Raw genomic sequence first — 19,130 nt, forward strand, 5'->3', positions numbered from 1 at the left:
GTATGATAACGAACTCTGATCCCGTCTCTAAAGAGAGGTTTTTGGGTATTGTCACACGTTAAGTGTGGAGTGTACGAAAACTTACTTTTTGGAGAACATCTCTTTGGCTTCATCCATGGCCATTTTATTACCGATAGATGAATAATCCAGCCAAGGCTGTGCACCAATTGGGTAGACGTGACCGGCTTTGACTGCTTTCAGGCCTTGCCAGATCGGATTGTTTTGCAGCTCCTTGAACATGGTTTGGGCTTCATCATCCGAATTCACAACCACAAAGATCGCATCTGCATCATAGTCTGGCAATATTTCACGGGATACCACTTGATAAGGTTTAGTCGAATCGATATCTGTAATGCCTTTGGCAGGAGTCAGACCGAGATCCTCATATAAAATGGGACCCATGGGACGGCGTGTACTGAATACACGCAATTCTTTGGCAGTAACACGGATCGCCATGACAGTACCATCTTCTCCAATCGTGTCATGAACCAGAGATTTTACTTCTTCCGTTTCGCTTGCGTAGTCCTGAATGTATTGCTCAGCTTCCTTCTCGCGATTCACGAGTTTGCCAATGTCTTTCAGATGGTCGCGCCATGTGCCGTCATCCAGATTGAAGACATGTACCGGAGCAATTTTTTCGAATTTGGCAATATCATCACCGGAGAATTCTTCGTCGAGATAGATCACATCCGGTTTCAGGGCAAGCAAAGCTTCCATATCCGGATCTTTTACCGGACCAAGTGGCGTTGTATTTTGAAGACGATCAGCAACATGGGACAGGAAGGCCTTAGCTTCCCCACCGATAACGGAACCAACCGGAGTGATGCCGAGAGACAGCAGATCATTGGTCAGATGGATCGACATGGAGGCAATACGTTGCTCGCCCGAACTTGCGCTGTTGTCCTGATTTTCGGCTGAAGTGTCCGTGGACGAGCCGCCAGAAGCAGATGATGAATTATTGGCCGTTCCACAGGCTGCGAGTATAAGCACCAGACAGATACTCATGACAAGCATAAGATTTTTCTTTAACATGGGTAGTCACATTCTCCTTGAACATCTCTTGGATGTCTTTATTGTTTTTTGAAAAAAAAGATCACTTGCTTCGTACTAAAAGGTACAAAAAGTAAGGTGCACCAATCGCAGCAACCACCACGCCTGCCGGAATGGCATTAGGCTGAAAGATCGTTCGCCCGATGGTATCGGCGGTCACCAGAATAACCATGCCGATGAGTCCGGCAGCAGGGATCAGATGCCGATGCATCGGACCGACAAGCCTGCGCGCCAGATGTGGTGCCGCCAGACCGATAAAGCCGATCCCACCAGCCATCGATACACTGACGGCAGACAAAGCCACGGCACAGAGCAGCAAAATAATACGCTGGGATCGGACAGGCGTCCCGATACTGGTTGCGGCAGCATCTCCAAGATTGAAGGCATCGAGCGTTTTGGATCGACTCCAAATATAAGAGATACATAGCACCACCCAAGGAAGCAACGCTTGCACATGAACCCAATCGCGGCCCCAGACGCTTCCTGCCAGCCAGCGAGCGGCAAAGGAATAGGTGTCTTCATCCAGACGCAGGGATAGATAGAGTGTCAACGCATGGAACCCGGCCGCGACCGCGATTCCAACCAGAATCAGCTTAATGGGCGATACGCCGTTGTGCCGATCATAAGATAGCAGCATGATGATCAGGGCCGCGGCCACACTGCCTGCAAAAGCAAACAACGGAATCAGAAGGGCCACAGAGCTGTCCATTGTAAAGGAGAGACTAACAAACACCATTAGTCCGAACGCCGCCCCGGCATGCAATCCCAGAATGCCAGGGTCGGCCAGTGGATTACGAGTGATCCCTTGCAGGGCCGCTCCGGCAATACCTAGTCCTGCTCCGGCCAGTACAGTGACCAGAATACGTGGCAGTCGGTAATCAAACAGTACAATCTGATCATCCGGACTGCCATTGCCAAGCAAAGTCTGCAATACAGCCACTGGGGACAGACGGATGGTTCCCGTGTTCAGGCTGATCACAATAACGGCAATGGCGATGCAGAACAGCGTGACGCTGACAATTATCGAACGTTTACCTCGTAAAGGTGCATTGGAATTCATCGCTACAAGGCCCTCCTTTCTTTACGGGCCAGATAAAGGAAGAACGGTACACCGACAAAGGCGACCATAATGCCTACCGCGAGCTCCTCGGGTGGGTTCACAATGCGTGAGCCCAGATCGGCGAGCACTAGCAGTACCGCTCCCAGCAGGGAGGACATTGGAATGATGAGTCGATAATCTACACCCACCAGTTTGCGGGAGATATGTGGGATGACCAGTCCGACAAATCCAATCGAGCCTACTGCCGACACGGACACGCCAGCCAGAACAACAACCGCTGCCAGGGCGAGAAATCTCGTCCAGCGCAGGTTGATCCCGAGATTAATCGCCACTTCTTCACCGAGGGACATAAGGGATACACGCCGGGCGAGTGGCATGATCAGCACTAGCGTCACGAGTAGCACGGGAAGAATCAGCTTGAGATGCCGCCATTCAATCCCGCCAAAACCACCTGCATACCAGAAGGCCAGATCCTGACTCAGGTCAAAATAAATGGCGACGCCTGTGCTGAGTGAACTTAACATGGCGGCAATAACGGCCCCGGCAACGGTCAGTCTGATGGAACTCAGCCCACCGGGTGCTGCCATTCCGAGCAGGAAGATAAGCAGTGTGCCCAGAACAGCCCCCAGGAATGATAGAAACATGATCCAGCCGTAAGGCAGTCCGGGCCAAAAGGCAAAGCTCAGTGCCACGACAAAAGTGGCTCCTGCATTGATGCCCAGAATGCCGGTGTCTGCCAGCGGATTACGCGTAATGCCCTGCATTAAAGCTCCTGCAACCGCAAAGGCAGCGCCGATGATCACGGCAGCAAGGACACGAGGCAGCCGCAGCTCATGAATAATCTGGTGTGGCGTCAGAGCCGGATTGTACTGGAAAATGGCAGTCCATACCGTTTCCAGTGTCAGCCCTTTGGCACCTAACGAGATTGCGACAAACATACTTAGTAGCAGTACGGCTATGGCAGACAAAAACATCAGCCCAACCGTCACTGCAGATTTTCGTGAATTGGACGGACGATGTGGCAGTCCCGGATGTTGAATACGGGTCACTCCTTTGTTACCAACAACGCATTTCATTGTTATTGATTATCATTATCAATTAGTGATCATTATAAAATCTTAATTCAGGCCCGTACATGGCATAAATTAAGATTTCGGGAATGGACATTTTTTAGATTACAGAAATGAAGGTTTGTTCGTCAACATAGAGAGCGCTTCATCCAGCTGGATGTTAATGGAATATGGGGCATACACAACCCATGAGTTCCAATCGATAAAATGAACCCTTCCGGTTTTTACGGCAGGATGGCTGTTCCACAGTGGATTCGAAGCCATCTCTTTCAACAGTGTTGCCTTTTCATGCACGGAGTTAATCGCCAGTACCAGCACATCCGCCTCCAATCCGTCCCATTCTCCTGGTGTAAAAGGCAGCCAGTTTAATCCGACGCCGGGTGATTTGCCAGCCAGTTCGGTCTGAATCCGCTGAGGAGCGGCCAGTTGCAAGGTACGGTAAAAGACGTGTCCGAAGTTGCGATGACTGTACATCCGTGGACCTTTAGGGGTCAACGTGCCAACGGCAACGGTGATGTCGCCGATGAATTCCTTGATTTTTTTGCGTGCCCGCTCTGCCTTGCGTTCATGTCGATCCAGCCACTCTTTCGCTGCCTGGGTGCGATCCACGATGGATGCAATCTTCTGCAGATGACCGAAGACGTCTGTCTGGTTCCAGGGAATGGTGATAATTGGGGCGACATCGCCGATATGCTCCATGGCTTTCGCAGCTGCATTATCCTTGGTCAGAACCAACTCGGGATTCACATCAAGGAAGGCCTGACGACCTTGTTCCCAAGGTTCATAGGCGTGGAAGGGTAACGTGAGCGATTTGGGCATATGAGGCAGGTGACCCTGGATCTGAGCTGCACATGGCGTGATACCAAGTGTCATGAGGTGGTCCGTGTAAGGATAAGAGAGCGACACGATGTTCCGGTGCACCTGCTTTGAATAGGAAGTTGGCGCATAACCGGCATGGTTTCGGAAACGCCGGCTGAAATAGAATTCGTCACGGTATCCCACTTCGCGAGCCACATCACGGATACGCAGGTCGGAAGTGAGCAGTAATTCTTTGGCCCGGTTCATGCGCAGATGGGTGATGTATTCAATGGGATTCTTCTGCATGCGGCTCTTGAACAGCTGTGAGTAATAGGAAGGATGCATGCCTGCCAGTTCTGCCAGCGTCTCCAGCTTGATCTCGTGCATGTAGTTTTCCCGCATATATTGCAGGGTTGACCGGAGCCACTGTTCGGGTTCATCTTGTCCTGCCACTGTGTCAGTCAGGTCTTCTTGAGGCCAGAGCATGTGTAGCAGGTCCGTGAGGAGGAGCTGTGTTTTCAAGCTGGTGTGCGAACCGTCGTTGTTCAGTTGTGTAAGCTGTGCGGCAATCCGTTGTATGCCATAAAAGGGCCCTTGAATCCAGCCTGTAACAGGTGAGCTGAGTTCTCGTTCATAGATTCGTCTGGATGCCGTTTTCTCCGTAGCCCGAAACAGATCAAAATGAATGATATACAGTTCAATCTCATGGTCTTCATCACCAATCAGTTCAATTGAAGTGCCTGGAGTGCATAGACAAGCTGATTTGCGAACCACGTGAGATTCGGTCCCATTCATAGTCCGTGTGCCTGTGAATTTGTGCATATATATGAAGGTATGATGAGCTAACTCAGTTGTGGACCAGCTCCATTTCCCACGGGTTATAATATGTTCTGCCTGACGAAGTTCGATCAGGGTATCATTCAGAAAAGTATCCAGCTCCGTCCGGGTTGGAGATTCCTTTCCCTGGTTGGAGTTAGCCTGCTCATGCAATATCTGTGGAGCCATGCTGTTGTGGACGGTGCCAGGAATGGTAGTCATAGTGCTGCGGAACCTCCTCTCTTTGAACAGTTTAGGTAATGATTGAATCTGGAACGTACAATATTTTCAGATATTTTATAAAAAGCACTGAGGTATATGATCCCGTTATTCAGGTGTGATTGATAGTTTAACCAGATTGTCGCTAGTTACAAGTATGCTAAGGGACAAGAACTCTTGACCCTAGTCTGCTGATAATCTTAGCAAATCTACTGCAGAATTGAAATGTGTACAGATACGTTCGAGTCGCTAATAAGCTGATGAAGCCTGATGAGAGAACATATTCGAAATCGTTTTCTGACGTAAGCGTTTCTTTTTGGTAAAATAAAGGGGATAACATGTTGGCCTGATCTGAATCATGAACCTTTTCAACTCAATTTGCAGTAGGGAGGCTTTAATATGACAGAAGTAGTGGGACGGGACAAAGTACGCTGGGGCATTATGGGCACGGGATGGATTGCATCCCAGTTTGCAAAGGATTTGGGGCATGCGGGGAACGCGGAGAAAGCAGCGGTAGGTTCACGCACAGCGGGAAGCGCAGAGAAGTTTGCAGCTGAATATGGTTTTGCACGCGCTTACGGTTCGTATGATGAAATGTTGCAAGACCCTGAGGTAGATATTATCTATGTGGCAACACCTCATCCTTTACATAAGGAGAATGTAATGGCTTGTCTTGAGGCAGGCAAAGCGGTTCTCTGTGAAAAGCCGTTCACCATGAATGCGCGTCAGTTGGAGCAGCTGGTGGAGACTGCGCGGGAGCGCAAGCTTTTCCTGATGGAGGGCATGTGGACACGCTTCTTGCCACCCATTGAACAAGCCAGAGCATGGATTGCAGAAGGACGGATCGGTGAAGTTCGTTTGGTCCAGGCAGACTTTGGATTCCGTATCGGTTGGGAGCCGCAAGGACGTTTGCTTAACCCGGATCTGGGTGGCGGCGCTTTGCTGGATGCAGGGGTGTACCCGATCTCATTCGCATCGATGATCTTTGGCGAACAACCCCAGCATGTATGGAGTACGGCCAATATTGGTGAGACGGGCGTGGACGAGCAGTTTTCCGTGTTATTGTCCTATTCCGAGGGGCGTTCTGCATCACTAAGTGCTGCTATTCGTCTGAACCTCAGCAATGAAGCGGTCATATACGGTACGGAAGGCAAGATTCGTCTGCCTTTATTCTTGGCGGGCAAAGAAGCCCATCTGCATGTGAATGGTCAGGACGAGCCCGAGAAGTTCACGGATGATCGAACGTGCATTGGTTATGCTTTTGAGGCAGAAGAAGCGGGACGTTGTATCTTAGAAGGCCGCACGGAGAGCAATACCATTAAACTGGACGAATCCCTGGAAATCATGAAGTTGATGGACACCATTCGGGGCCAGTGGGGATTGCGTTACAAATCGGAGTAAACAGACAGGAGTTGGCGTGTGATGGTGAAGATTCTGATATCCGGGTTTGAACCGTTTGGCGGGGATGCGGTGAATCCAACGGGAGCGTTAATGGAAGCTCTTGCGAACGAGGTAATGGATGGTGCTGAGCTAAAAACAGTACTGTTGCCCGTGCACTTCAATGAATGTGCAGACCTGCTCATCGCAGAGATGGAAGTCTATCGGCCGGATGTTGTCATCGCCTGTGGATTGGCAAAGGGCAGAACGGCCATCACACCGGAGCGGATCGCCGTTAATGTCAAAGACATTCCGCCTGGCTCCTATGCAGATAACCAGGGGCAGCGTCCGGTGGACGAGCCGATTGTAGACGGCAGCCCGGACGGTATATTCTCCACCTTGCCCATACGTGCCATGGTGAATGACATGACGGCAGCAGGTATTCCCGCTGCCGTCTCCAATACAGCAGGCACGTATATCTGCAACAACACGATGTACCGGGTTCTAGATCATATTCGTGTAGGGCAGCTTCCGATCCGTGCCGGATTTGTACATTTTCCAGCCTCTACAGAGATGGCTGTGTTGCAGCCTTCCGTCCCTGCGCTACCTATTCCCATGATGCTGGATGCGCTGCGGATAATGATCCGCACAGTTGTGGCTGAATCGTAGGTGATGGTTGCGATTTTTCGGCTGCGGTTGCAGCAGAACGTAGGTGACGGTTGGATTCGTAAACCGAAGTTGTGAGAGGGCGAGCAGTGGATTGGAATGGGTTACAGTAGGGTTCAGGATGACGTGGAGTATAAATATGAAGTTGAATATAGAGTGAAAAAAAGAGCTGTCCCATCGTCATAAGTCTGACGTTAGGGGACAGCTCTTTCTATTTCGTGTGCCATGTGTCATGGGTAGTGTAGTCCAACATGGTTAGTGAGGTCACTAGTTTGCAGCAAAGTATCTTGATGCAAGTATTTCGCCTAGTTAAAAATTAGACTCTAAAACCGCAAACCGCAAACCGCAAACCCGAAACCCGATAAGGCTTATATAACTTTTGCTGGAAAGTAGAGATTTAGCGAAATAGATGCGGGGGAGTTTAAGCGTAGACTCCGATTCGTGAGCCTTCTAAGCTTCTGAATACAACTTTTATTAACCCGAAGTAACCAAGCTCTTACAAAACAAGACGCTAGGACACCGTCATCACCCTGGCTAGCTAAGAAGTTTGTATCCACGAATGAACCCTATGCAGGACTCTAACGAATCGAGCACACGCTATTCGCCGAGAATCCGCACATACCAATTTCTAACGAATCGTAGGATCGTTATTGTGTGGAATGAAGCGAGTTTGTCGACGATATGAACGAATTTTAGCCGAATACGGTGTCTGAGATTCGTTAGAATTCTCATACCACGTTATTCGGCTAAATAAGGTGCGCTGGGTTCTTTAGATATAGAGCGAAGAGAAACTAACTCAAATTAAATAAATGTTAGATTCGCAACAGATCAAGGTCGAACTCGGGAACGAGTCCTTCTTTCATGGCACGTCCAAGCAGTGCAGTGATTGCACCGTAACCATCATCGCCCAGGTTGGCGCTGAACTCGTTAACGTACAGGCCGATATGCTGTGCAGCTACGTCAGGGTCCATTTCTTGGGCATGTTCCATAACGTATGCTCTCGACTCATCCGGGTGAGCCCATGCATATTCAACGGAGGCACGTGCCCATCCGGCGAGGGCGTGAGCATCCATGTCACGACGTGCGATGATTGCTCCAAGTGGAATTGGCAAGCCTGTATCACTTTCCCACCAGTTGCCGAGATCTGTCATCAGTTTGAGATCATAGTTCTGATACGTGAAGCGTGCTTCATGGATGACAAGTCCGGCATCGATTTTGCCGTCACGAACAGCAGGCATGATCTGGTCGAATGGCATGACGACAATCTCACCTACACCGCCAGGAACATTTTGCGCTGCCCACAGACGGAACAACATATATGCTGTCGAGCGTTCACTTGGCACAGCAACCCGTCGTCCAGAGAGATAGCTGGGATCGGTCGTGCCATTTGCAGTCAGAACCAGTGGACCGCATCCTCTGCCGAGTGCGCCTCCAGCAGGAAGCAGAGCATAGTCAGATAGCACGTATGGAAGTGCTGCATAAGATATTTTCATAACTTCAGGTGTATCTGGTCCATCCGGATTTGCCGCCAGACCATTGGTAATATCAATATCAGCATAACGGACATCCAGCTCAGGTGCGCCGGGGATCAACCCGTGCACCCACGCGTGAAAGATAAATGTATCATTTGGACAAGGGGAAAATGCAATTTTCATGATGTAATAACCTCCCGTAAAATGGAACTTGCAGCCTGGAGCGCATCGAGGGCATCCTTGATGCGCCAAGCGTCGCGGTCGCGTGGACCGACCGCGTTGGATATGGCCCGCAGTTCGAGTGCTGGCACGCCGAACTGCTGGGCAGCTGTTGCCACGCCGAAGCCTTCCATGCCTTCGGCGGCGGCATCCGGCACGCGGCGCAATAGCTCCGCGGCCGTCTCCGCTGTTCCGGTCGCCGTTGACACGGTGACCGCAGTGCCTCCGCTGACAGCGAGCCCGGCCCGCTGCAGCTCATGGCGCAGGCGAGCGGCAAGCTCCGCGTCCGCCGCCACAATGGACGAGCCGAATCCAAGCTCGTCCACACTAAGGAAGCCGTCTGGCGTCTGCGAGCCCAGATCGGCAGCAACCATGGCGTCGGCGACCACGAGGGAGCCGACGTCTGCCCGGCCGGGGAACCCGCCGCCGATGCCGGCACTGATCACCAGCATGTAGGCTGGTGAAGATCCGGCCCCGGTAAGGGGCCCCGGCCTTGAAGATGTGGCAGATGTCTGTGCCACATCGGGTGTGCCTGGCGCGGTGGAAACCTGCGCCAACGCACTTGTGCTTGCAGCCGCTACGGCATATGCCAATGTAGCGGCCGTTCCCGCTGCGGCCGAGGCTGGGCCAACGCCAGCAGCGATGACGTCAAATCGTTCCGCGGCCGCGTCTCCCAAACCGCGGATGACCGCATCTTTTTCCGCATCAACCGCGGTTACAATTAACACACGCTGTGATGAATTTGTTTGGACCAAACTTATAGCTGAAGCGGTCGTTTCCCCGGTTAATTTCCCTTGTTGCCCACTGGTTTCGAGTGATGCGTTCAGTTTATTATTCTGCTTTTCATCCTGTTTATGTTCATTCATCTCGGATTCTCCTTGTGAGGTAGTTAGAGGCGTAGCATATGCTTTCAAAGAAGCTTCCTTACAGAAAGACTTTTGCTACGCTCCGTCAGGCTAATACTGCCTTTTAATTTCTATATTTCCGTGTACATGTACAGCTCAATTTATATAAGTTGAATTTAGGCATGTTTGTCCACTACAAAAGGACATTTATCTTAATTTTGTCTTTCAAAGAGTGGACACTTTTTCTAAAAAGGTACTATATCCATCCAGAAAAATGAAACACTACATATAGATGATTTCAGAAATAAAATTAAAAATGATCTATATGTAGAATATCAATTCCGAAGTGCTTTCTCATGTCCGTGTCCACCCTTTGAAAGACAAATATGCAATATGTATGCTCAGTGCAGACAGTAGGAGCTGGCACTCCGAACGAACAGATTTAACAATTATAAAAAGTAATCAATATACAGTGATTGTCGAACCCTTCATCTCCATCATAACGGAAGGGTAAAGACCTGAACAACCTTTGCATGTAATTCTGTCAAAAGCGGTCAAGCAAAGGTTGCGGGTAACCGTATCACTTCGAGTAGCCACATCTAGCCACATCGCTTCAGATAGCCGGTTTGCCTCACTTCATGTGAATGCCACCCTGATTCGAGCCCCATCATAAGCCGGAATGAACCTGTCCCCAAAAGTGATATATGTCAAATGTACCATATGTTCTATCTTTCTTAACGTACTCCGAATAAAACAAGAAGTCAAAGTAAACGGTTGACAATCCGATTTAACTGTATTAATAATAGTAGTACAGTTAATACACCTAAGAATTGAATACGTTCAGCTGTACAGCTCAGGTAACGCCTTTTTTACACCCAGATAACTACACATGCACCTTAGATACAGTCATTTAAACCGATAGGTTATTTCACACATTTACAGAAAGGAGGTGCGGGATGTTCGAATTAGATGTACGCAGCCGTAAGGCGATCTACGAGCAACTAGTGGACAAAGTCAAAGAAATGATCGTATACGGTATTCTAAAGCCCGACGAGCAGCTTCCTTCCGTTCGTGCGTTATCCACGCAGCTGACTGTGAATCCGAATACGATTCAAAAAGCGTACCGCGAGCTTGAACGTGAAGGTTACATCTATTCTTTGCAGGGAAAAGGAAGCTTCGTATCATCGTCAGTGGAACATCCGAATGAAGCCATGAGAGATGAGATCAGAGAGTCTCTGGTGAAGTTGATTGCAGAAGCTTCGTATTCCGGTTTGACCAAAGCGGATATGACGCTTTTGTTTGAGGAAGCGATGGCCCGTATAGAGAAGGAGGAGCCTCATGATTGAGCTGAATCAAGTCGTCAAAGCGTTTGAACAGGAGAAGGCAGTGGATGGCGTAACGATGCACATACATAAGGGATCGATCTATGGTTTGCTCGGTTCCAACGGGGCAGGCAAGACTTCGCTGCTCAAAATGATGGCTGGCATTTACCGTCAGGACAGCGGGACTGTTCGTATCGAGGATACTGAAATTTATGAAAATATGGATCTCAAAGGCCGCACGATTTTTATGGCCGATTCGCCCTACTTTTTCCCGCAATCTTCAATAACTCAGATGGCTGCATTTTATCGTTCCGTATATCCACGCTGGAATGAGGAGCGATTCAAGCAACTGGCTACCGTGTTCAAACTGGATGTAAAACGCAAGTTACATCGCATGTCCAAAGGCATGCGCCGTCAGGCAGCCGTATGGTTGGGGCTTAGCTGTATGCCTGAAGTGCTGCTGATGGATGAGCCGATTGACGGCCTCGACCCGGTCATGCGCCAGCAGATTAAAAATCTGCTGTTCCAGGAAGCGGCTGAGCGTCAAGTAACCATTGTCATCTCGTCCCACAATTTACGTGAGATCGAAGATCTGTGTGACCATGTGGCAATTATGCACAAAGGCCGAATTATTGTAGAGAAGGATCTTGATGATCTGAAGGCGGATACGCATAAAATCCAGGTCGCTTTCCGTCACCCGGACCATGCCAAAGCCATGGATGAGCAGATTGATATTTTGCATGAAGAGAAACGGGGAAGCGTTTCCCTGTACATTGTCAAAGGCAACCGACAACAGGTAACGGATCAATTCCGTGTACATGATCCGTATCTGCTGGATGTATTGCCACTAACACTGGAAGAAATCTTTATCTATGAAATGGAGGACGCAGGGTATGATATTCAACCGATTGTTCTGTAACCGGGGCATCCTGATCCAAAATTTCAGACAGCATGGATGGATAGGCATTTTATATCTCATCACATTGTTGTTCTCACTTCCGCTATATATTGCTACCGAATACAGGGACGCGCCACAGCAGATTACAAGTCTGTTTCAAGCTAATGGTGAAGTGCAGATTCTGTTCGCCATCACACTCCCCGTAGCGGCTGGAATCTTTCTATTCCGTTACATGCAATCAGGTGCGTCTTCAGATCTATTCCACAGTTTGCCGTTACGTCGTAAACATCTATTAACGGTAAATCTATTGATCGGATATGCCATGATTTTGCTTCCGATCTGGATTACAACTGCAATTACCGGCTGGGTATGGGCAGTACTGGATCAACCTGCTTTTCTGTTCGATGGCAGTACAATCTGGATGTGGGGCTTGAGCATGAGCATCTACTCCCTGTTTATGTTCATGCTAACTGTGGCGGTTGGCATGTGTATGGGGCAATCTGTGTTGCAGGGGCTCACTGTATACGCGCTCCTCTTGTTACCTGTGGTCGTGTGGTTCATTATGTCACTTCATCTCCAGCATTATTTGCTTGGATATCCGTACGATGAATTGGGACGTAATTCGGAAATGTCACTTGTTCTTCGCATGGCTTCAATCAGTTATTCTCCTATCACTAATGGAGAACTTATAATCTATTCGATACTCGCAATCCTGTTTATTCCTCTGACTTATGTGCTCTATGCGAGAAGACAGGTTGAATCTGCTACGCAAGCAGTTACGTTTACTCTTGTGAAACCTATATTCCGATTTGGTTTAATGTTTACGTTGGTTCTGATTGGCGGAGCTTACTTCACGATTATTGCTCCAAGAGGATCAGCCGGATGGGGAATCTTCGGATATGTTCTTGGTGGCATTGTGGGTTATATCGTTGCCGAGATGATTATTCGCAAAACATGGCTGATCTGGAGCAGTAGACTTCTGCCCAAGCTGATTTTGTATGGTGTCGTCGCTGGTTTGATATTGTACGTACCTATTGCCGGCTGGAATGGATACGCTGCGCGAGTGCCTGAACTGAACAAGGTGCACAGCATTAAGCTTGGTGGTGAGAGTTATACCTACAGTAACGGTGTCACTCAGAAAAAGGACGATGCTCACCTCTATTCTAATGATCCGGAATACATGGGGGCAGTTATCGCTCTTCATCAAAAAATCGTGGATTCCGATCTTCCTTTACTGAATGATCCAATCAATCCAAGTATGCGTGATGATGAGTATGTATTTATTAATTACAAGCTGGATAACGGCAAGGTGATGAAACGCAAATACTATATTCCAGAAGCCGAATTCCATCAGGAATTAATGGCTCTGAAACAGTCCCATGATTACAAAAGAGTAGCCTTTGAAACGTATAAGCTGGAAGAGGATGCATTAAGTTTTGGCATTCGCGCTGCCACTAGTTCATACCGAAAGGTGTATATTAGCAATCCGGAGCAAGTCCGTGAATTCAAGGAACTCTTGAAACAGGACATTTTGGATCAGACCTATGAAGAACAACGCTCCCCGTGGCAGTCGTTTGCCTACGTGGAGATGAATCAGGACTCGTCTTCGAAAGATCCATTTCAACCAAAAGAGATGTGGAATTTCGAGATCAAACCTAGCTATGATCGGGTATTGGCATGGCTGAAGGAGCACAAATTATACGATCAGTTGCTTGTTCAGGCAGACGGGATTGTCTCCGCACAGTTTGTAAAGCAGGAGATCAACAGTCCGGGTTCGCTTCAGTGGGCGACTCCGCAACCAGAATATATCGATGGGAGTCTAAGCATCAAGAAGCAGGTCGCGACTCAAAACAAAGAAATCATTAGTGATTTGCTCAAGCGTCAACGGTCTGGTTATCTAACAGAGAGAGATACCATCTATCAGATTAAGTTGAATGTAACTCGTGGCGAGAACATCTACATGATGCTGAAAGAAGAAGATCTGACCGAGGAAATGAAAGCTATTTTGGTCAATGAATAAGCTGAGCTGTATCAGTTGTAACTAAAAGCGGGAAGGGTTCTCCCGTTGATCGAAGGGTTGATATTAGACCAGTCAAACTATATAAATTGAACTAAACATTTACACAAAACGGAGAGGATAGAAAGGACCTGAAGAAGCGGAGCGTTCGCCTACAAGCTTTCTGCAAGAAAGCTACATCGGAAGCATACGCTATCCCCGGATTTCCCCTTTATAAAAGGAATCAAAAAAATCTGGGGATAACAGCGATCGGAAGGTTGTTCTGTCATCGGAGTGTGCAGTGTAAATATTCTTTAGTTCAATTTATATAGACACGACTTGACCAGACACAGTGAATGGAATATATTAGAAAAAGAAAAGGTTCGAGCGACTCGTTCAATCGAATCTCATATGGAACGGCTTATGAGGGAAGCACCCGTAAGAGCAGGCAAATGCCTGACTTGCGGGTGCTTTTTTGTCGTTCGCTGATTTCGTTGGCTATTCTGCTAAATATTTTAGAAGAAAGGGTGTAGGAGTACATGCAAACAGAAGCATGGAAGGAAACGATAAGTGAACAGGAGGCAATGGAATGTTGTTCCCTATTGGAACGATCAAGCTCACATAACTTCATAGATCATCATGGCTTGATTAAAGGAGAGAAGGGGCGAAAGCATCTCGAAGATTTAGCTTTAGAGGACATAGATCCAATGGAGACAAGAGTAAGTGCATCTCATGTTCTGACAGGAGATAGCGGTAGTCACGTAATACGTCAAAGTAAAGGCAAACCTGGTAAATTGCCATCGTTGGCTCATCTTTTACTCAGGTCACGCCTACTTATAGGGCTTGTAATTCTGTTCAGCGCAGGCACGATCTATTTTGCTTCCTCAGTCGAGGCAGCGGGTATAGATCTCGGCGTAACCGCGCAAAAAGCGTGGGATACCGTTCTGAACAAAGCCGATGCACAGAACAAGTTGACCCTGCAACGAGCATACGAGAAAGTGGGCAGCTGGAAGACACAAGAGCAGGCTTGGGAACAAAAAATAAAGACACTTCATGCCGCCAATACCGCGGAATTGGAGCGATTGCGTGTAGAAATAAGACAAACTGACGACGCGAAGATCGCAGCTTTAGCTGAAAAGGTAAAGCAAACCCAAGCCCGATATGAACCGCTCTTCACCCTGTACAGTTCAGTCAATCGACAGTTGGATGGAGCCAAAGCCATCAAAAATAAGGAATGGAGTGCAGCGATCCGTACGCAGGCCGACACATTAAGACCTGTTGTACAGCTTGCCAGAGAAGACATTCGGATCAAGAAAAAGGAGCTTGCCGAAGCACGTAAACGGAAGACTGCTGAAGTAAAACGTTTGCGCGTTATGCTGACGGGGGCCGATCCGGTGAAGAAACAGATTCAAACGGCGAAAAAACAGGCTAGCCTGGCGAAAGAACGATATTCAAACGCACTGCAACAGTTCAAACAGAGTACAAAGCAAGGCCAAACATCACGTGTACTCAGCTCATTGAACGCATTGGCTTCTGCAACAGAGAAGTGGGCAGGCTCAAAACAAAATATCCATACACTGGAGCAAAAAGTATCCACTACGTACGTCAAAGTCAGACAGGAACTCGCCAAGAGACCCAAATAAGAGGAAACCCGTTTCGCTCAGCAACGTACACCACTTTAGATGTAAAGACGTTTCTATGATGATGGAGCGAGGTGAAGTTGTTGCAGTCCAAGTTGGAAACGAAACGGGCGGGGAGAAGAGGTTTTAAACGTAAAAGGTACTGGATTCCCATTGTATTACTAATCATGATTACAGGTTTTGTTGGGATGGGTGCTCAATTAACACCGAAAATCACGATATTTTTACTGAAATCAGGCTTTGAACTTGCCAGTGCAGACAAGAACAGTAACGAAGCTGTTATCTCCGAAGGAGTAACTCGTGTTGTGGATGTGCCCTATGCAGACGAAGGTCGTAATGACAGTACACTGGATATCTATTATCCTTCCGTAACATCGGAACCTTTGCCTGTCGTGTTGTGGGTTCATGGTGGTGGATGGGTTTTGGGTGACAAATCGGACATCGCAGATTATGCCGTACAATTAGCCAAACAGGGCTACGTTATCGTCAGTATGAATTATGCGCTCGCACCGGATACGAAATATCCCATTCCCGTGGTCCAAACGAATCAGGCTTTGACTTACGTGAAGAACCATGTCAGTGAGTACCAGGGTGACCCGGAAAACATATTTCTCGCAGGCAATTCGGCAGGCGCCCAGATTGCAAGTCAGACCGCGGCAGTGGTGACCAATCCATCTCTGGCTAAGCTGATGAATATAACGCCAACCATTGAACCGGAAGAGTTACGTGGGGTCCTTCTATTCTGTGGACCATACAATCTGAGCACGGTAGCGGAAACGGGATTTCCGCTCATACGGACATTTCTCTGGTCATATACCGGAGTCAAAACATTTGAAGAGTACCCGCGTCTGGATGAAATGTCGACCGTGTTTCAGGCCACAGCAAAGTATCCGCCTGCATTTATTACCTCAGGCAATGATGACCCGTTGACCAGTCAATCGATTGAACTGGCACAAGTCTTGAAGCGACTTGATGTTGATGCGGAAACCTTGTTTTTCTCGAACTCATCAGAGAAGCTGGGACATGATTATCAATTTGATCTGGAGAGTGAAGCTGGACAACAGGCGATGCATTCGACTGTACGCTTTTTGCAACAGTATAGTCGATGAGCAGACAAGTCTGTGGTACACTCGAAGCAAATGAGGGCGCAGGAGGAGAAGCATGGCAGACAAAGAAGATTTGACTCGGTTCGGGGTGGCGTTTCCTACACCTTTGATTGAGCAGTTTGACCAGTATATTGATGAACAGGGGTACAAAAACCGATCTGAGGCCTTCCGTGATCTTGTTCGCAAAACATTACTGCAACCCTCTGCACTGCAATCCGATCAGGATGTGGCTGGTACCATTGTTATGGTCTATGATCACCATATTAGTGATCTCCCCATTCGCCTGATGGAGCTGCAACATGAGGCGCATCATGACATCATTTCCAATATGCACGTACACTTGAACCATGACCAATGCCTAGAGGTAATTGCCGTACGGGGTAACCTGGGACGATTGCGTCATCTGCATCAACAGATCCAGGTGCAAAAAGGGGTATTGTATGCGGAGCTGTCTGTGACTTATGTAGATGAGCTCAACAAACTGGCCCATGCTCAGAGTAGCGGTCAGGATGGCAATCCGGATCAAAGTCCAGATCATAATCACAGTGCGGGGCAGCATGGGCACAGTCATCATCATCGCTCTGAGGATTAAGACGAAATGTGAGTGTAATTTCTATAAAAATGTAGCGAACCTGAAAAAACAGACCATTGGTTAGATACCAATCGTCTGTTTTTTTGTCGTTTGTTATAATACCTAACTTTATAGAGCGGTACAAATGCTGTGTTATATAACTTTTCAATTATTTATTTCTGAAATATGAAAATATTTGGGTTTTGAAGTTAACTTTATTGACATATGTTTTGTGTTTTGTGCTACAATTTCCGTAAAAAGTAACACGAAATGAATGGGAGTAGCACAACTTTAGAGGGGGAACGACCAGAATGGGCAGATTTTCATGGAGATGGGGAAAACGAAAAGTTAGAACAGGACTAGGCATCTTGCTTGTATGTTCCATTGGATTATCCGGTTGTGCACAGGGGACAGCGCCAGCAACGTCATCGGCAGAGAACGGACAACCGGGGACAACCTCAACCAAAGACGAATTGGTGCTGGCTGTGGGCACCGAGCCGGAAGGCGGGTTTGATCCAACAACCGGATGGGGGCAATATGGGTCACCGCTTTTCCAGAGTACCTTGCTGAAGCGAGATGCCAAGTTGCAACTGGTTAACGATCTGGCAACGACATATTCTGTTAGCGAAGATGGTCTGACCTGGACAGTTACACTTCGGGACGATGTGAAGTTTTCGGATGGGGAGCCGCTTACGGCTGAGGATGTGAAATTTACATTTGAAACAGCTGCCAAGAGTGGGTCCGTGATTGATCTGACCAATATGGCTGATGTGCAGGCACCCGACGATCGAACGGTCGTATTCACACTGAAGTCGCCGCAGTCTACTTTCATCAGTTTGCTGACGACACTTGGCATTGTGCCTGAACACGCCTATGGTGCTGATTATGCAGAGCATCCGGTCGGATCAGGACCGTACAAGCTGGTTCAGTGGGACAAAGGACAACAGGCTATCGTTGAGGCTAATGAAGAATATTACGGAAACAAGTCTGCGTTCCACAAACTCACCTTCCTGTATCTGGATGAAGATGCGGCCTATGCCGCTGCACAGGCAGGTACAGTGGATATTGCTGCTATTCCGGCAGCGTTTAGCAAGCAACAGGTGAATGGCATGACATTGGAGGCTGTGAAAACGGTAGATAACCGTGGCATTATGTTCCCCATGCAACCTGCTGGTGCCAAGTCGGGCGATGGTCTTCCCGCAGGGAATGATGTGACATCCGATCTGGCGATTCGCCAAGCGGTGAATGTCGTGATTGATCGTAAGGCTTTGGTTGAGGGCGTACTGGAAGGGTATGGTCGTCCGGCTTATTCCGTCAGTGATGATCTGCCTTGGAGCAATGCGGAAGCTGTATTTACGGATGCCAATCTCGAAGAAGCGAAGCGCATTCTGGCGTCTGGTGGCTGGGTAGATGCGGATGGTGATGGTATCGTCGAGAAAAACGGCGTTAAGGCCGAGTTCAATCTGCTTTATTTTGCAGGTGATTTAACAAGACAATCTCTGGCACTGGCTGCTGCGGATATGGTTGCCCCGGCGGGAATTAAAATCAATGTGGAAGGCAAAAGCCGTGAAGAGACGAAAAAGCTGGCTTACTCCAACGCTGTATTGTTTGGTTGGGGCAGTCATGATCCTCTGGAAACCTATAATCTCTATAGCAGCACTCATAAAGGAGAAGGGTATTACAATGTGGGGCTGTACAGTAATCCTGTCGTGGATTCTTGGATGGACAAAGCCCTTCAGGCAACAAGTGAGGAAGATGCATTGCCGTTCTGGCAGAAAGCCGAATGGGATGGAACAACAGGTTTCAGTTATCAGGGTGATGCACCATGGGCATGGCTCGTAAATATAGATCATCTGTACCTGGTTACGAATGGACTGAACATTGGCGAGCAGCAGATCCATCCCCATGGTCACGGCTGGCCGGTGACAACCAATCTGGAGGAATGGTCCTGGGATAACAGTACAAAGTAGGAAACGTAGCGGTAGCTTTAGCCTGAATTGGGGAG

The 19,130-nt window shown here is 48.3% G+C and carries 15 protein-coding genes; 9 read left to right on the forward strand and 6 right to left on the reverse strand.

The window, feature by feature from the left end; translation table 11 throughout:
- Nucleotides 1–81 precede the first annotated feature (81 nt).
- From MHI06_RS05490 to MHI06_RS05505, 4 genes are all read right to left on the reverse strand, one after another.
- Nucleotides 82–1,032 carry an iron-hydroxamate ABC transporter substrate-binding protein gene (locus MHI06_RS05490; protein ID WP_169480324.1) on the reverse strand — a complete coding sequence of 317 codons (951 nt, stop codon included), beginning with the start codon at nt 1,030–1,032 and terminating at the stop codon, nt 82–84.
- Nucleotides 1,033–1,093: 61 nt separating this feature from the next.
- Nucleotides 1,094–2,110: an iron ABC transporter permease gene (locus MHI06_RS05495; RefSeq protein WP_340400743.1), complete on the reverse strand. Its 1,017-nt coding sequence runs from the start codon at nt 2,108–2,110 to the stop codon at nt 1,094–1,096.
- 2 nt (nt 2,111–2,112) lie between these two features.
- Nucleotides 2,113–3,084: an iron ABC transporter permease gene (locus tag MHI06_RS05500; protein WP_340402058.1), complete on the reverse strand. Its 972-nt coding sequence runs from the start codon at nt 3,082–3,084 to the stop codon at nt 2,113–2,115.
- 201 nt (nt 3,085–3,285) lie between these two features.
- A complete protein-coding gene (locus tag MHI06_RS05505; RefSeq protein WP_340400744.1) occupies nt 3,286–5,016 on the reverse strand; it encodes an AraC family transcriptional regulator in 1,731 nt (576 codons plus the stop codon).
- A 396-nt stretch (nt 5,017–5,412) separates the two neighbouring features.
- Here MHI06_RS05505 and MHI06_RS05510 point away from each other — a divergent pair, with 396 nt between their 5' ends.
- A complete protein-coding gene (locus MHI06_RS05510) occupies nt 5,413–6,414 on the forward strand; it encodes a Gfo/Idh/MocA family oxidoreductase (protein WP_340400745.1) in 1,002 nt (333 codons plus the stop codon).
- A gap of 21 nt (nt 6,415–6,435) precedes the next feature.
- On the forward strand, nt 6,436–7,059 hold the full coding sequence (locus MHI06_RS05515; RefSeq protein WP_340400746.1) for a pyroglutamyl-peptidase I: 624 nt from the start codon (nt 6,436–6,438) through the stop codon (nt 7,057–7,059).
- Nucleotides 7,060–7,868: 809 nt separating this feature from the next.
- Here the strand turns inward: MHI06_RS05515 and MHI06_RS05520 are convergent.
- Both MHI06_RS05520 and MHI06_RS05525 read right to left on the reverse strand, forming a co-directional pair.
- Nucleotides 7,869–8,711, reverse strand: coding sequence for a 1,4-dihydroxy-6-naphthoate synthase (locus tag MHI06_RS05520; protein WP_340400747.1), 843 nt, complete (start codon nt 8,709–8,711; stop codon nt 7,869–7,871).
- Nucleotides 8,708–9,613 carry a futalosine hydrolase gene (locus tag MHI06_RS05525; RefSeq protein ID WP_340400748.1) on the reverse strand — a complete coding sequence of 302 codons (906 nt, stop codon included), beginning with the start codon at nt 9,611–9,613 and terminating at the stop codon, nt 8,708–8,710. The genes MHI06_RS05520 and MHI06_RS05525 overlap by 4 nt, the downstream gene beginning before the upstream one ends.
- A gap of 935 nt (nt 9,614–10,548) precedes the next feature.
- On the opposite strand from MHI06_RS05525, the gene MHI06_RS05530 reads away from it, so the two are divergent.
- The 7 genes from MHI06_RS05530 to MHI06_RS05560 all read left to right on the forward strand — a co-directional run bounded on the left by MHI06_RS05530 (nt 10,549) and on the right by MHI06_RS05560 (nt 19,095).
- The gene (locus MHI06_RS05530; protein WP_036606399.1) at nt 10,549–10,938 is read left to right on the forward strand and encodes a GntR family transcriptional regulator; all 390 of its coding nucleotides are present in this window, start codon (nt 10,549–10,551) and stop codon (nt 10,936–10,938) included.
- The gene (locus MHI06_RS05535; RefSeq protein ID WP_340400749.1) at nt 10,931–11,833 is read left to right on the forward strand and encodes an ABC transporter ATP-binding protein; all 903 of its coding nucleotides are present in this window, start codon (nt 10,931–10,933) and stop codon (nt 11,831–11,833) included. The genes MHI06_RS05530 and MHI06_RS05535 overlap by 8 nt, the downstream gene beginning before the upstream one ends.
- Nucleotides 11,808–13,832 (forward strand): hypothetical protein, encoded by a 2,025-nt coding sequence (locus MHI06_RS05540; RefSeq protein WP_340400750.1) that lies wholly within the window; start codon nt 11,808–11,810, stop codon nt 13,830–13,832. The genes MHI06_RS05535 and MHI06_RS05540 overlap by 26 nt, the downstream gene beginning before the upstream one ends.
- A 515-nt stretch (nt 13,833–14,347) precedes the next feature.
- On the forward strand, nt 14,348–15,451 hold the full coding sequence (locus MHI06_RS05545; protein WP_340400751.1) for a hypothetical protein: 1,104 nt from the start codon (nt 14,348–14,350) through the stop codon (nt 15,449–15,451).
- A gap of 77 nt (nt 15,452–15,528) precedes the next feature.
- Nucleotides 15,529–16,557 carry an alpha/beta hydrolase gene (locus MHI06_RS05550; protein ID WP_340400752.1) on the forward strand — a complete coding sequence of 343 codons (1,029 nt, stop codon included), beginning with the start codon at nt 15,529–15,531 and terminating at the stop codon, nt 16,555–16,557.
- 52 nt (nt 16,558–16,609) lie between these two features.
- Entirely contained in the window at nt 16,610–17,146 is a 537-nt protein-coding gene (gene nikR / locus MHI06_RS05555; RefSeq protein ID WP_340400753.1) for a nickel-responsive transcriptional regulator NikR, read from the forward strand.
- A gap of 290 nt (nt 17,147–17,436) precedes the next feature.
- A complete protein-coding gene (locus tag MHI06_RS05560; RefSeq protein ID WP_340400754.1) occupies nt 17,437–19,095 on the forward strand; it encodes an ABC transporter substrate-binding protein in 1,659 nt (552 codons plus the stop codon).
- Nucleotides 19,096–19,130 lie beyond the last annotated feature (35 nt).

Source organism: Paenibacillus sp. FSL H8-0079, assembly GCF_037991315.1.
GTDB lineage: Bacteria > Bacillota > Bacilli > Paenibacillales > Paenibacillaceae > Paenibacillus.